The 14,604-nt window shown below is 63.3% G+C and carries 9 protein-coding genes, 1 tRNA gene and 2 pseudogenes; 3 read left to right on the top strand and 9 right to left on the bottom strand.

What is annotated here, in order from left to right; all coding sequences use genetic code 11:
• Positions 1-124: 124 nt before the first annotated feature.
• The 3 genes from AC20117_RS21260 to AC20117_RS21250 all read right to left on the bottom strand — a co-directional run bounded on the left by AC20117_RS21260 (position 125) and on the right by AC20117_RS21250 (position 6,772).
• The gene (locus AC20117_RS21260; RefSeq protein ID WP_101632671.1) at positions 125-3,451 is read right to left on the bottom strand and encodes an efflux RND transporter permease subunit; all 3,327 of its coding nucleotides are present in this window, start codon (positions 3,449-3,451) and stop codon (positions 125-127) included.
• 9 nt (positions 3,452-3,460) lie between these two features.
• Positions 3,461-4,954, bottom strand: a complete 1,494-nt coding sequence (locus AC20117_RS21255) for a malate:quinone oxidoreductase (protein WP_074701767.1) — start codon at positions 4,952-4,954, stop codon at positions 3,461-3,463.
• A 138-nt stretch (positions 4,955-5,092) separates the two neighbouring features.
• Positions 5,093-6,772, bottom strand: coding sequence for an ABC transporter substrate-binding protein (locus tag AC20117_RS21250; protein WP_101632670.1), 1,680 nt, complete (start codon positions 6,770-6,772; stop codon positions 5,093-5,095).
• 126 nt (positions 6,773-6,898) lie between these two features.
• On the opposite strand from AC20117_RS21250, the gene AC20117_RS21245 reads away from it, so the two are divergent.
• The gene (locus AC20117_RS21245; protein ID WP_101632669.1) at positions 6,899-8,620 is read left to right on the top strand and encodes a dipeptide ABC transporter ATP-binding protein; all 1,722 of its coding nucleotides are present in this window, start codon (positions 6,899-6,901) and stop codon (positions 8,618-8,620) included.
• Positions 8,595-8,867, top strand: coding sequence for a hypothetical protein (locus AC20117_RS21240; protein WP_074701770.1), 273 nt, complete (start codon positions 8,595-8,597; stop codon positions 8,865-8,867). The genes AC20117_RS21245 and AC20117_RS21240 overlap by 26 nt, the downstream gene beginning before the upstream one ends.
• A gap of 11 nt (positions 8,868-8,878) precedes the next feature.
• On the opposite strand, the gene AC20117_RS21235 is transcribed toward AC20117_RS21240, so the two are convergent.
• From AC20117_RS21235 to bcp, 5 genes and pseudogenes are all read right to left on the bottom strand, one after another.
• Positions 8,879-9,400 carry a hypothetical protein gene (locus tag AC20117_RS21235; protein WP_074701771.1) on the bottom strand — a complete coding sequence of 174 codons (522 nt, stop codon included), beginning with the start codon at positions 9,398-9,400 and terminating at the stop codon, positions 8,879-8,881.
• Complete coding sequence (locus AC20117_RS21230; protein ID WP_074701773.1) at positions 9,397-10,401, bottom strand: ABC transporter permease; 1,005 nt, start codon at positions 10,399-10,401, stop codon at positions 9,397-9,399. The genes AC20117_RS21235 and AC20117_RS21230 overlap by 4 nt, the downstream gene beginning before the upstream one ends.
• A 122-nt stretch (positions 10,402-10,523) precedes the next feature.
• A pseudogene (locus AC20117_RS21225) lies at positions 10,524-12,221 on the bottom strand (ABC transporter substrate-binding protein).
• 278 nt (positions 12,222-12,499) lie between these two features.
• Positions 12,500-12,584: transfer RNA gene (locus AC20117_RS21220), tRNA-Leu, on the bottom strand.
• A gap of 114 nt (positions 12,585-12,698) precedes the next feature.
• Complete coding sequence (bcp, locus tag AC20117_RS21215; RefSeq protein WP_074701774.1) at positions 12,699-13,169, bottom strand: thioredoxin-dependent thiol peroxidase; 471 nt, start codon at positions 13,167-13,169, stop codon at positions 12,699-12,701.
• A gap of 96 nt (positions 13,170-13,265) precedes the next feature.
• On the opposite strand from bcp, the gene AC20117_RS21210 reads away from it, so the two are divergent.
• Positions 13,266-13,748, top strand: a complete 483-nt coding sequence (locus tag AC20117_RS21210) for a MarR family winged helix-turn-helix transcriptional regulator (protein WP_074701776.1) — start codon at positions 13,266-13,268, stop codon at positions 13,746-13,748.
• Positions 13,749-13,900: 152 nt separating this feature from the next.
• Here the strand turns inward: AC20117_RS21210 and AC20117_RS21205 are convergent.
• Positions 13,901-14,333: pseudogene (locus tag AC20117_RS21205) on the bottom strand (DUF72 domain-containing protein).
• Between the last annotated feature and the right edge of the window lie 271 nt (positions 14,334-14,604).

The following is a 14,604-nucleotide window of genomic DNA, read 5'->3' as shown; positions in this document are numbered from 1 at the left end:
TTCTCTGCTGCAAAGTCTTGAACCAGTTTACATGCTTTTGCATCTACTGACACAACCTCCGGCGGGCAGGAATCATTCCGCGGCGTCCGCGTGGGGCCCACCACACGCAGGCAGGACCGAGGCGCTAGCTCCCAACTGCGGCCGGCTCACGGATCTGGAGCTGTTCGGCTTTGGCCAGGGCGCGTCGTTCGCGGCGGCCTTCCACCAGCCGGTACAGCACGGGCACGAGAACCAGCGTCAGCGCGGTCGAAGAAATCAGACCGCCAACAACGACGACGGCGAGCGGCTGCGAGATGAAGCCGCCTTCACCCGTGAGTCCCAGCGCCATCGGCGTCAGCGCGAAGACTGTCGCCAACGCAGTCATCAGGATGGGCCGGAGCCGCTGGCGTGCACCATGCCGGATGGCATCCGCAACGTTCATGCCGGGGTGGCCGCCGCGGGGCCGCCGGTACTGGTTGATCAGGTCTATCAGGACAATCGCGTTGGTGACGACGATGCCCACCAGCATTAGCATGCCGATCAGGGAGGGCAGCCCCAGCGGAATCCCGGTGATGACCAGCAGGGCGATGGCGCCGGTGGCGGCGAAGGGGATGGACACCAGCAGAATCAGCGGCTGGATGAGGCTCTTGAACGTGGCCACCATGATGACGTACACGATCGCCACCGCGGCGAGCAGCGCCAGGCCGAGCTGCTCGAAGGACTCGGCCTGCTGGGTCGCCGCGCCGCCCAGGGATGCCGTGACGCCAGCCGGCAGTTCGACGGAGTCCAGCACCGTCTGGACCTCGCTGCTCAGTGCGCCGAGATTGTCCCCGGCAGGAGTAATAGAGACGACGGCGGTCCGCTCACCGCCGGAGCTGGTGATCGACGTCGGGATCTCGGTTTCCTCCACCGTCGCCACGTCGGTCAGCGGCACCGGGCCGGAAGCGGTGGGCACTTCGACTTCACGCAGTTCATCCACGCTGGCGAAGTTTGTTCCTTCGCCGATGAACACCGGATAGTCCGTGGTGTCGATCCGGACCGTGCCGCCGGGGAGCGGGCTGATGGTGGAGGCCAGCAGGCCGGCAATTTCTTCCTCGTTGAGCCCGGCCGCCACGGCCTTGGCCCGGTCGATGGAAACCTGGACCACCGGTTCGGCGGCAGCAAGATTGCTCGAAACCTCGGCCGATCCCGGCAGCTCCTGCAGCTCCGCCACCAGCGTGTCGGAAGCCGACTGCAGTTCCCCGGAGTTGCTGGCGGAGATGTCGATGTCCACCGAACTGGAGGTGCCGAAGCCGCCGCCCTGCGTGCTGAGCGTGATGGTCCCGGCATCCGGCAGCTTCTCGACGTCGTTGCGTACCCGTTCGCGCAAGGCCACTTGGTCGGCGCCCTCTTCGGTAATGACCGTGAACTGGGCGACGGAGGCACCGGCGGAAAGGAACGTGCCCAGCCCCGAGGTGGAATTGCCCATGGTGACCTGGACGTCGTCGATACCTTCGGTGCCGGCCAGCAGCTCCTCCACCTGGGACGCTGCCTCGTCGGTGACTTCCAGGCTGGTGCCCGCGGGCAGTTCCTGCCGCAGGCTGAAGCTGTTCTGACCGGTATCGCCGAGCAGGTTGGTCTGCATCAGCGGCACCATCGCCACCGTGCCCAGCAAGACCAGGGCCGCCGCACCCAGCGTGATGACGGGGTGCCGCTGCGTGGAGGAGAGCACCGGCAGGTACCCGCGCTGGAGCCGCGAGGCGCGTTCCCTAGCATCCGCGGCAGCACGCACCTCGGCCGGATCCTGCCGCTGCGAGGGGGACTTGACGAACCAGTAGGCCAGCACCGGGACGATGGTCAGCGACACCGCCAGGGACGCCAGCAGGGCCAGGGCTGTGGTGATGGCGAAGGGCCGGAACAGCTCGCCGGCCAGGTCGGCGACAAACGCGATCGGCAGGAACACCGCGACGGTAGTGAGGGTGGAGGCGGTCACGGCACCGGCCACCTCCCGCACGGCCGTCACGATGGCGGTGCGCTTATCCTCGCCGTAGCCCAGATGCCGCTTGATGTTTTCGACGACGACGATCGAGTCGTCGACGACGCGGCCGATGGCGATGGTCAGTGCGCCCAGTGTCAGGATGTTCAGCGAATAGCCCAGTGCGCTGAGGCCGATGAACGTGACCAGCAGGGACAGCGGAATGGAGATGGCCGTGATCAGGGTGGAGCGGGCCGAGAGCAGGAAGACCAGGATGACCAACACGGCGAAGCCGAGTCCCAGCAGCCCCTCGGTGGTCAGGTCCTTGATGGACTCCTCGATGAACGGCGCCTGGTCGAAGATGGTGGTGAAAGCGGCCCCGCTGCCCAGCTGCGCCTCAAGCTCGGGAAGCAGGTCGTTGATGGCATGGGAAATGGCCACCGTGTCCCCGTCCGGCGTCTTCGTCACGGCCAGGGCAAGGGTTTCTTCGCCGTTCGTGCGGGTAATCGAGGTCCGCTCGTCGTCGACAATCCGGACCGTCGCCACCTCGCCAATGGTCACCGGATCCCCGGTTGCAGCCTCGGCACCGGGCTCCTGGGCGCCGAAGCCTTCAGGGCCGGCGTCTGCCGGAGCCGGATCTGCCGGAGCCGGATCTGCCGGAGCCGGATTCACCGGTGTGGGCGGGGCGGGCTGGGATTCGCCGGGGAACTGGCCGGGAACCCGACCCGGGTTTTCGGAAGACGACGACGGCGGTGCGGGTTCCGCCGTCGTTGTTTGACCGGGCGCCAGCGGCAGGTTCTCGATGGTTTCCAGGCTGTCCAGCGGGCTGCCGATCTGGACGGAAAGGGTCTTCTCGTCTTGCTGTACCGTACCGGCGGGCACGAGGCCACCGCTGTTCTGCAGGCTGTCGACGATCGATGACACGCTGATGTTGCGTTCGGCCAAGGCGTCATCGTCAGGAAGAATGGCGATGTGCTGGCCGGCGCCGCCGGTGACTTCGGCGCTGCGGACGCCCTCCAGTTTCTGCAGCCGGGGGACCGTGAGCCGCTGCAGTTCGGTATTGAGTTCGCTCAGCGGCAGGTCGGAGGAGACCGCCATAAAGACGATCGGGAAGTCGTTGATGCTGCCGGCCACGGATTGCGGGGAAACGTCCTCAGGCAGCAGCTGCTGTGCGTTGGAGATGGCCCGGTCCACTTGGCTGCGCGCCCGGTCCAGGTTGGTGCCGTAGACGAACGTTAGGTTCACGGTGGAGAGCCCGGTGCGCGATGTTGCGGTCGAGGATTCAAGCCCCTCGACCGCATTCAGCGCGTTTTCCAGCGGTTCGCTGACCTGCTTGTCCACTACCTCCGGAGACGCCCCGGGCATGGCGGTGACTACCGTAACCCGGGGGAACTCCAGCGACGGGATCAGCTCTTGTTTGAGCGAACCCATGGTGATGACACCGAAGACGGCCACAAACACCGTGATCAGAGCGATCAGGGCCCTGTTGGCCAGAGACAGCGTGGCCAGCTTATGCATGGCTGAAGCTTAACCGAGTTCGAGGATCCGGTTGGTATCCGCGGTGATATCCGCCAGCAGGGACGGGTTCTCGTTCAGCTTGGCGCCGTAGCCCGGAATCATTTCCTTAAGCTTCGGCTCCCAGCCCTTGAACTCGCCGGGGAAGCAGCGCTGGAGAACCTGGATCATGATCGGTGCCGCTGTGGACGCACCGGGCGAAGCGCCGAGCAGGCCGCTGATGCTGCCGTCGGCGGAAGTGATGACTTCCGTGCCGAACTGCAGGACGCCGCCCTTCTTGGGGTCCTTCTTGATGACCTGAACGCGCTGGCCGGCCGTGATGAGCTCCCAGGAATCGCCGTTGGCCTCGGGGTAGAAGTCGCGCAGCGCGGCGACCTTCTTGGGCCGGCTCTTGAGGACCTCGGTGATCAGGTACTTGACCAGGCCCAGGTTGTCCTTGCCGACGGCCAGCATGGGGATCAGGTTGTGCATCCGCACGGACAGCGGCAGGTCCAGGAACGAGCCCGACTTCAGGAAGTTCGGGGAGAAACCGCCGTACGGGCCGAACAACAGGGAGCGCTTGCCGTTGACGAAGCGGGTGTCCAGGTGCGGCACCGACATGGGCGGGGCACCCACGGAGGCCTGGCCGTAGACCTTGGCATTGTGCTGGGCGATCACGGCGTCATCCGTGGAGCGCAGGAACTGCCCGGAAACGGGGAAGCCGCCGAAGCCCTTGGCCTCGGGAATGCCGGAGCGCTGCAGCAGGTGCAGCGCTCCGCCGCCGGCGCCGACGAAGACGAAACGGGCGGAGACCGTGGAGACCTCGCCGGTGGAGTTGTTCTTGACCTTCACGTCCCAGCGGCCGTCGGTGGCCCGGGAGACATCGAGCACCTTGTGTCCGTAGTGCAGTTCAGCGCCCTGGGCGTCCATGAAGCCGGCCAGTTCGCGGGTCAGCGCGCCGAAGTCGACGTCAGTGCCGCCGGCTACGCGGGAGCCTGCCACTCGCTGCTGCGGGTCGCGGCCCTGCATGACCAGCGGCACCCACTTTTCCAGTTCGGCATGGTCTTCGGAGAACTCAATCTCCTGGAATAGGGGCTCGGCGCGGAGCGCTTCGTAGCGGCGCTTGAGGTAGTCCGCGTGGTCGTTGCCCCAAACAAAGCTCATGTGGGGCAGGGGGTTGATGAATCCCTTCGGGGAGCCGATATGTCCCTGGGAAACCATGTGCGACCAGAACTGGCGCGAAACGTGGAACTGCTCGTTGATGCCCACCGCTTTGGCCGTAGCCACGGAGCCGTCCGCAGCGGCCGGCGTGTAGTTCAACTCGCAGAGCGCAGCGTGACCTGTTCCCGCGTTGTTCCACGGGTCGGAGCTCTCCAGTCCGGCCTGCGCCAGGTTCTCGTAAAGATTGATGCTCCACTCGGGCTGCAGCTGCTTGATCAAGGAGCCGAGCGTGGTGCTCATAATGCCGCCGCCGATCAGGGCAACGTCGATGTTCTTGGATGATCCCGAAGGGGTATTAGCAGTCAACTTCCATCTCCCATAGCAGCTTTGCCAGCGCTTAGAAGACTACCGCGCCCCTGTGGTGAGACTAAAATTACCCGAGCTCATTGTGACCCATTAGACAGACGTTTCGGCGCAGTACCGTTAATATGCGCCGCACCGCTCTTAGGTGTCCGTCCGCAGCCTGACCAGATTGTAGACCTCGTCCAGCATGGGACTGGCCGGATAGCTGACGACCCTGGGCCCCATGGCAAGGGCGGAAACCGGGAATGCCAGCGGGACAGCCGGTACCAGCCGGGCCACCTGGTTATTGATGGTCAGGTACGCCTGGTTGCGTTCCTCACCGGCGGGCAGGGTCCGGGCACGGGCAATCCGGTTGAACAGCTGCGCATTCTTGAAACCGAACTCGGGGCTCGGCGCGCCGAACAATGGGCCCAGGAAGTTATCCGGATCCCGGTAACTGCCGCTCCACCCGCCGAGATGGAGAGCGTGGTCCGAGGATGTCTGCACCCGGTCCAGATAGCCGTCCTCCCATGCCAGAGGCTTGGGCTGGATATTGATGCCGACGGCGGTCAGCTGGCGGCTGAGCTCGGCATAGATTTTCTCCGGCGTGGGCAGATAGGCCCGCGTTACGTTCAACGGGTAGTAGAAAGGGATCTCCTCGCCGTCGTACCCGGCTTCTTCCAACAGTTCCCTGGCACGCTCAGGGCTGTACTCGAAGTAAGGGATGTCTTCGCTGGTCACGCCCAGGCTGCGAGGTACAAACTGCTTTGCCTCGGTAGTCCCCTGCAGGAAGAAGTCCTCGATTAGCACGGAGCGGTCAATGGCATGGGCAATCGCCTGGCGCATCCGCAGATCCGCGAGCAGGCCGAATTCCTGGTTCATGCCCAGATAGGACACGGAGAAGGGATCCCGCTGCAGGATCTGCATCCCGCTGCGTGCCAGCCCCGCATAAGTTTCCGGAGTGACCAGGTCATAGCCGTCAATCCTGCCGGACTGCAACGCCCGCAGCCGGGCAGCCGGATGCGGCAATGTCTGGAACACAACCGAGCCGACCTGCGCCGCCGGGCCCCAGTAGTTTTCGAAGGTGGTGAGGTTGACCCGCTCCTCGGACCAGGCCTCGAACCGGAACGGGCCGGTTCCAACGGGGTGCTGCGCGAACGTGGAGAGCTTGATTCCTCCGCGGTCCTGATCCAGCTCGTCGGCATTTCCCTCTGCGAGAGCAGCCGGCGACGCGATGGCGAAGGCCGGCATGGACAAGGCTGCAACCAGCCCGGAGAACCTGCGGTTGAGGTTCAGCCGCAGTTCGTTCGGTGCCAGGACCTCGCAGTCCCTGTACAAAGAGGTCTCATCTTCATCGGCGAAGGCCTCGAACACCGAAGCGAAGGACAAGGCGCCTTCAGCCGGCCGGGCGTCCCGGGGCAGCCTGTACCAGCGTTCAAAGTTGGCTTTCACGGCTTCGGCGTCGAACGGCGTGCCGTCGTGGAAGACGACGCCCTCGCGCAGCGTGAAGCGGTAGGCGCGGCCGTCGTCGAGCTCTTCCCACTCGGTAGCGAGCAGGGGCTTGGGGACTCCCGTGTCGGGATCGACGCCGATGAGCGTTTCCATGATCTGCCGCGTAACCCGGAACGACTCGGAGTCCAGGAGCAGGGCAGGATCGAGGCCGGCGGGATTGGCCGCCGTACCCATGGTGAAAGTCAGGTTAGTGGCAGGTACGGACGTTCCCGTGGGTGTCGCCGTGCCCGTCGATGGCGAACCGGGCTCGCTCGTGCATCCGGTGAGGATGACAACAGCTGCTGCCGCGCCAGCCTTTAGAAAGCTGCGGCGCGCGGGCAGGTGTGACACTCGTGAGCTCCTCGTGGGCCGAATTTACGGAATTTCCAGTCTAATTGACATCAGGGGAGATAAAGAAGCCGTAAAACCTTAGCGAGAGGCAGGCCACATCCAGCGTAGATGGGGCACGATAGAGCAATGAGCGAATCTGCCGACGCCGCGCCGCTGCTCGAAGTAAGAAATCTGGCCGTCAATTTCCGGACCACCTATGGCGATGTGTCCGCCGTGCAGGATGCCAGTCTGCGCTTGCATGCGGGCAGGACGCTGGCCATTGTCGGCGAGTCCGGTTCCGGTAAATCGACCACGGCGATGGCCGTCATCGGGCTGTTGCCGAAAAACGGACGCATCACCGCGGGCAGCATCGTCTTCGACGGCCAGGAACTTGTGGATCTGCCCGAGGATAAAATGCGCAGGATCAGGGGCCGCCAGATCGGATTGGTGCCGCAGGATCCGATGTCCAACCTTAATCCGGTCACGAAAATCGGCACCCAGGTGGCGGAAACCCTGCTGGTTCACGGCATGGCCACGGCCAGGAATGTCGATGCCCGGGTGGTGGAAGTGCTTCAGGCCGCCGGCTTGCCGGACGCGGCTGAACGCGCCAAACAGTATCCGCACGAGTTCTCCGGCGGCATGCGGCAGCGGGCCCTGATCGCCATCGGGCTGGCCTGCCGGCCGCGTCTGCTGATCGCCGACGAGCCTACCTCGGCGCTGGATGTCACGGTGCAACGGACCATCTTGGACCAGATCGACCGGATGACCGAGGAACTGGATACATCCGTCCTGCTGATCACCCACGACTTAGGCCTGGCGGCGGAACGGGCCTCGGATCTGGTGGTGATGCACCGCGGCAGGGTTGTGGAGACGGGGCCCGCGGAACAGTTGCTCAATGACCCGCAGCACCCGTACACCCAGTCCCTGGTCCGAGCCGCACCGAGTGTGGCGGCTGTGCGGCTGCAGCCGGGAGCCTACACGGCAAGCGCCGACGAACGGATCCGGCATGCGGAAGAAACTTTCTCCGAGCATGCGGGAACCGCCGCCGAGCCGCAACGGACCGACAACATCGTGCAGTTGCGGGACCTCACTAAGATCTACAAGATCAGGGGCAAGTCGGAAGACTTTTACGCCGCCAGGAACGTCACCCTGGATGTGCCGCGGGGACGGACTGTGGCCATCGTGGGGGAGTCGGGATCCGGGAAGACCACCACGGCACGGATGCTGCTGAAACTGATCGAGCCCTCCAGCGGCACCATGATGTTCGACGGGATGGACGTGGCCCGGCTAACCAAGGTGCAGCTACGTGATTTTCGGCAGCGCGTGCAGCCCGTGTTCCAGGACCCATATTCTTCGCTGAACCCGATGTTCACCGTTGGACGCATCATCGAGGAGCCCTTAAGCACCTATAAAAGAGGCAACGCCCAACAGCGTGCGGCGCGTGTGCGTGAGCTGATGGATCAGGTAGCTCTGCCCCACAGCATGCTTCGCCGCTACCCCTCCGAACTGTCCGGCGGCCAACGCCAGCGTGTGGCTATCGCCCGTGCCTTGGCACTGAAGCCGGAACTGTTGATTTGCGATGAACCCGTCTCGGCCCTTGACGTTCTGGTTCAGGCACAGATCCTGAAGCTGCTGGGCGACCTGCAAGCCGAAATGGGCCTCAGCTACCTCTTCATTTCTCACGATCTGGCCGTGGTCCGCTTGATCTCGGACTATGTCTGTGTGATGAAGGATGGCGAGATCGTCGAGTCCGACACGTCGGAGGAGGTCTTTACGAATCCGCGCCATCCTTACACCCGACAGCTGCTTGCCTCCATCCCGGGCAATGAGTTGGAGATCTACGATGACGACGCCGGCATTGCCTCCTGACGACGAACACCGTCCGGAGGGTTTTGGTTTCAGGACCGGAGTCCGCAGCGAGGCTGTAGCAGTCGGGTGTGCGGTCTTCGTCCTCGCCCTCGGCACGGTCCTGCTAGCCATCGGCGCCGTGATTTTTGCCGGGGAAGGGCAGTGGGGATTCGTACTCGGACTGGCGGTCTTGGAGCTGTTGTTCATCGCCGGATTTGTGGCGATGCTGCACATGGCCAGGCAACGCCACCGGCCGCGCCCCGACTGAACGGTCGCCGTTTATTTCTGGCGTGACTTGGGATCCAATGCTTCCCGCAAAGATTCGCCGAGGAGAGTAAAGCCCAAGGCCGTGATGGCTATGCAGAGACCCGGCAGGAACGCCAGCTGAGGTGCAATACCGAGCACTCCCAGCAGCATGCCCCCGGCGAGGCCCAGGGCCGTGGAAACGACGCCGATCAGCAACGACGACTGCGCACCCCAAATGAGCTTGCTGAGCAGGTCTCCGCCGAAGCGGTCCAAGCCGAGCACAAATCCGGGCACTTCACCCGGCCCCGGGATATGGGTCGGTGTGATGTGGGTACGCCCCGGTAAATCCTCGCCGCCGTAGGGAGCCAGCACCGGCGCCAGCGCAGCGACGAGCAGGAACGCCATGACGATGATGGCCCCGGCAATGGCCTGGGGATTGCGGCGCAGCCGGTAGAACGAGTCCTTCCAGAGGCTGGTCCCGCCGGAGTCAGGTAATGCCGGATCTTTGCTGGCGGCATCGTTCCCGCCCGGAGCGGGGGGAAGAGTTGTGCTCATTGGACACGCACCCTCGGGTCAATGACGCTATAGGAAATGTCGACGATGAGGTTGATCAGGGAATAGAGGATGGCGATAAAGATGATGAACCCCTGGAGGACCGGATAATCGAGATTGAAGATCGCATCGCGCAGGAAACGGCCGATGCCGCTGAAAGCAAAGACCGTCTCGGTCAGAACGGCACCGGATATCAGCAGACCCAGCTGCAGGCCGATGGTCGTAGTGACCGGCAGCATCGCGTTGCGCAGAATGAACCGGTTGCGGATGGTTCTTTCGAGCAATCCTTTGGCCTTTGCAGTTCTCACATAATCGGCGTTCTGGACCTCCAGAACGGAAGCGCGGGTGATCCGCACGATGATGGCCAGCGGGATGGTTCCCAAAGCAATGCCGGGCAGGACCAGGTGCATGAAGGCGTCCCAAGAGGCATCCCATTCCCGGGTTAGGAGACCGTCGAGAACGTAGAAGTCCGTCACATGGGTGGCGTTGATCCGGGGGTTCTGCCGGCCATCTGTCGGGAAGATCGGGATCTTGATGGCGAAGAGCCATTTGAGGATGAAGGCCAGGAAGAAGACGGGGATCGTGATGCCGACCAGGCTCAGGACAACGGAGCCGTGGTCCGGCCAGCGGCCGTAATGCTTCGCCGCTAGGTAGCCGAGCGGAATGCCGATCCCGATGGCGAAGATGAGCGCTACGATCGTCAGTTCCAAAGTCGCGGGAAAACGCGTGGCGAATTCTTCCAGGACCGGGCGGCCGGTCAGCAGCGACGTACCGAAATCTCCCTGGAGGAGCTTGCCCATGTAAATGAAGTACTGCTCGATGAGCGGGCGGTTGAAGCCGTAGAGCTCGTTGATTCTTTCGACCGCCTCCGGTGTTGCACGGTCCCCGAGCAGGGCGGTGGCCGGTCCGCCAGGGAGGCTCCGCACCCAGAGAAACAACAGGATCGATAACCCGAGCAGGGTCGGAACGAGCAACGCCAGACGTTTGCCGATGACTCTTAACACTGTGTCCTTTCGCCCGGCTGTCTACGGTGTGGACTCTGAACGGGCCCCGCTAGTCCGGCCCGGGCAATAATGCCGGGCCGGACGAGCGCGGAGCAGCAGGGTTCTGGCTGGTTAGGCCGGCGCTATTCGCTGAGCTTGATCATGTTGAAGACCTCGTCGTTGACGGGGCTGGCCGGGTAGGACTCCACGCGTGGAGCGAAGCCCAGGGACGGGGCAGGGTGTGCCAGCGGGATCGCCGGGATGTACTCCGCGATGTCCGCATTGATCTCTTCGTACAGCGGCGTCTGCTCTTCCAACTTGCTGACCTGACGCGCTTCGTCCAAGGCATTGAAGAGGTCTGGATTGTTGAAACCGAATTCCGGCTTCTCCCGGCCGAAGAAGACACCCACAAAGTTGTCCGTGTCGTTGTAGTCCCCGGTCCAGCCCAGCAGATGGATGCCGTGGTCGGAACTGCCCTGGACCCGGTCGAGATAATCGGGAGACCACTTATCCGGCGCCGCCTCGATGGTGATTCCTACTTCTTCAAGCTGGGCACTGAGGTTGGTGAAGACCTGTTCCGGAGTGGGCATGTACGGCCGGGAGACACCGGTGGGGTAGTTGAACTCCAAGGTCAAGCCGTCGCCATAGCCTGCTTCTGCCAACAGCTCCTTGGCCCGTTCCGGGTCGTATTCGTACGTGGGCACGTCTTCGTTGTAACCGTTGACGATCGGGGGGATGAACTGGCTGGCAACCTGCGTCCCTTCCGGCAGGGTCTGCCGCACCAAGGCTTCCTTGTCGATGGCATGCGACAGTGCCTGACGGACCAATGGATCTGCCAGCGCCTCTACTTCCTGGTTGATGCCAAGGTAGAGAATCGTGAAGGGGTCGCGGTTGATGATCTTGAAACCGGCATCAGCCAGCGCCTTGGTGTCGGCAGGAGCCACGAGGTCATAGCCGTCAATGGTCCCGGCTTCGAGGGACTGCCGGCGGGCCTGCGGATCGTCCAGGACCCGGAAGATGACCTTCTGGACCTGGCCCTGTTCTCCCCAGTAGCCGTCGAACGCGGAGACCTCGACCTGCTGGCCTACGTCTCAGCTGTCGAACTTGAACGGCCCTGTGCCCACGGGGTGGGCCTTGGCATACTCGCTCAGGACCGGGGCTTCGGCCGAGCCGCCGATGTCATCGGCGTTGAATTCTTCGAGGGCGGTCGGACTCTGCATCGCGAAGGCCGGGAGGGACAGGGCTGCGATGAAGCCGGCGAACGGCTGTGCCAGATTGACGGTCACTTCCGTCTCGCTCACTGCTTCGCAGGAATCATAAACGGCAGTGTCGGGGTTGTCGGAGAAGCCCCGGAACAGCGAGTTGTAGTAATAGCTCACCGATTCGGACTGCTGCAGCCCCTCGAAGTTGTACCAACGGTCAAAGTTGAAGCAGACCGCTTCGGCGTTGAAGGCGGTGTCATCGTGGAACTTAACGCCTTCCTTGAGCTGGAAGGTGTAGGACAGGCCGTCGTCGGAACTTTCCCACGACTCGGCCAGCAGGGGAGCAGGATCCGCGGTGCCGGGTTCCACTCCCACAAGGCCTTCGAAGATTTGGCGGCTCACGCGGAAGGACTCTCCGTCACTGGCGAAGGCAGGATCGAGGGACTTGGGGTCGGATGAGGCAGCGAAGATGAACGTGGAGTTGACGCCCGTGTCCTCCCCGGTCCCTTCCGTAGCTCCGCGCTCGCTTTCGGCACAGCCGGTCAGTATGAGGGCGCCGGCGGCAAGCCCTGCTGTAATCGCGGCCGTACGCCTGCGTGTGCGTCGCCATCTGCCCGGCGTCGTGCCCCTGAATGACATGAGTTTCTCCTCGCCAACGAGTGATGTCTGGACAGCGCGGATGTCTGCGCGCCCGGGCCTCCCGTGTTGTACACGGGCCTGCTTGTTGAGAGCCTAGTCACAAGTTCAAAGGAAAGCATCGCTTTCAGACTTTGGCTTGGGCCAAAACCATCACAATTTGGTCACGCGGTTCGGATTGACTGTCCACTCTGGGCTGGGCAAAGGCAAGGCGAACGACGACGCGGTGTGCCTCTTAACGACGAAACGGTTCCCGTTGGAACGGGAACCGTTTCGTCACCTGGTGCGCAAGGCGGGACTTGAACCCGCACGTCCGAAGACACTGGAACCTAAATCCAGCGCGTCTGCCAATTTCGCCACTCGCGCAGTGCTCTACGGCGTAGCCGCAAGCCAGCATCAATTGTACCTGCTCCCGGCCTCCGGCTTGTGCATGCTGGTCCAAGTCTGTTGAAGCCGGACGCCGGGGTCAGGCGAACCGGGTTAGTCGAGCCCAAGGTCCCGACACAGTTTGGCTACGTGTCCTGTCGCCCGAACGTTGTACTGCGCCACTGAAATCTTGCCCTCGGGGTCCACCACAATAGTGGAGCGGATCAGCCCCTCATACGTCTTGCCGTAGTTCTTCTTTTTACCCCAAGCGCCGTAGGATTCGGCAACCGAATGGTCTTCGTCGGAGAGCAGCGGGAAGTTCAGTTCTTCCTTTTCCGCGAACTTCACGAGTTTCGGAAGCGGATCGGGCGAGATACCGACCACGTCGTAACCGGCTCCCTGCAGAGACGCGATGTTGTCGCGGAAATCGCAGGCTTCCTTGGTGCAGCCTGGCGTGGACGCTGCAGGGTAAAAATAGACGACGACGTTGCGCCCGCGGAAATCAGCCAGCGAGACATTGCTCCCGGTCGAATCCTGCAGTGTAAAAGCGGGGGCGTCGTCGCCTGAAGTCAATCGTTCGGCCATTCCGGCAGCTCCTTTTTAGGTTGGTACGTCGGACCCAGCTTAGCCAATTGCGCACATGGGCCCTCAAGAGGGAAGCAGGCTGGCTATAATCGGATAATGCCGGATTTAAACAACTGGCCGACGCCACGGTTGCTGTCAACTGCCGCGCGATTGGTCGAGCATGCTTGGAACGAAAAGCTCGCCTCCCTGGGCCTGACCCACGCGGGGGTCATCGCGCTGGAAGTCCTGGACGGTGAAGGGCCCCTGGCGCAGGCCCAACTCGCCGCCAAAGTCCGGGTGCAGGCGCAGACAATGGGGAAGACCCTGTCCCGGCTGGAGGCGCACGGGCACATTACCCGCGTTCGTAACCAAGCAGACAGGCGGTCGCAGCAGGTAGCTGTTTCCGAACTGGGCCAGACGGCGCTTCAACAGGCTCGGGAGCTTGAACGGAACCTGACGCCCGGCGGGGAAATCGGAGTTGAGGAACTGCGCGACCGGCTGGCGGCAGTGATCCGGCGGCTTGGTTCCACCCGCTGGGGCGGGGACTTACCGGAGACCATGCCGATGGCCACTGACGAGCGTCTGCCCGACAAGAGTTAAAGCGCCAGGCCAGTTGTAGCTGCAGGATTTTTTGAGGCGGGAACGCGCCGAGCCGGACCAGCGGCCGCGGGGCGTTCCCGTTTTCTTTGCCATATTGGGCCCGGCGAGAGGCTTCGCATCATGAAGGATCCGCCGGGTTTGCCTGCGTCGTCTCAGTCTTGGCCGAGAAAGTGGCGCAGCGTGGCTGCGTTGCGGACGGCGTGCCCATGGCCGTCGTTGTTGAAATACACGAAGATGTCTTTCCCATCGGCGTCCCATTCGCGGATTCTGTCCGCCCACCAGCCTAGGTCCTGATCTGAATAGGACCCGGCATAGAGGTGGTTCTGGTCGGGGCCGTGCAGTCGCACATAGACGAAAGGCGCCGTGGCTTCAAGGAGGCACGGCAGGTTGGCGCCACTCATGATGCAGTAAGCGGCGCCGTGGCGTGCCAGCACGCGGCCAACGGTAGAAGCTGGCGTTCAGCTCAACGGTGTCGAACCGGCGCACGTAATGGCTCAGCCGGTCCGGGGAAGGTGTACCACCGGGATAGAGGACATGGTCCCAGTGGGCATAGCTCCAACCGGAGGTACCGATCCGGAGGCTCAGCCGCTCCCACCTCCGCCGCGCCTCACGTCCTTCGCAGTCTTCACGCTGTTCACATGGCGAGCATACTGTGCCACCAGGCTCGCGGTCTTCAAGGTGCCGGAACTCGTAACTCACGACCGATCCTGGGCGTGGCCGCTCAGGTATGCTGGGCAGCAACTTCGGGCGGGGTTGCTGTTGGCCTGGTTGGCGGGGCATTTTTTCTAGGCGGAGAGCGACGCCGCGGGCCGAAAATGATTCACCGCCAACAGTCCCTAAACCGGGGATTCCGGAA

It is taken from the genome of Arthrobacter crystallopoietes (assembly GCF_002849715.1).
In the GTDB taxonomy this organism is placed as follows: domain Bacteria; phylum Actinomycetota; class Actinomycetes; order Actinomycetales; family Micrococcaceae; genus Crystallibacter; species Crystallibacter crystallopoietes.
The sequence above is the reverse complement of the archived record's forward strand: the minus strand, read 5'-3'. Positions and strand labels throughout refer to the sequence as shown.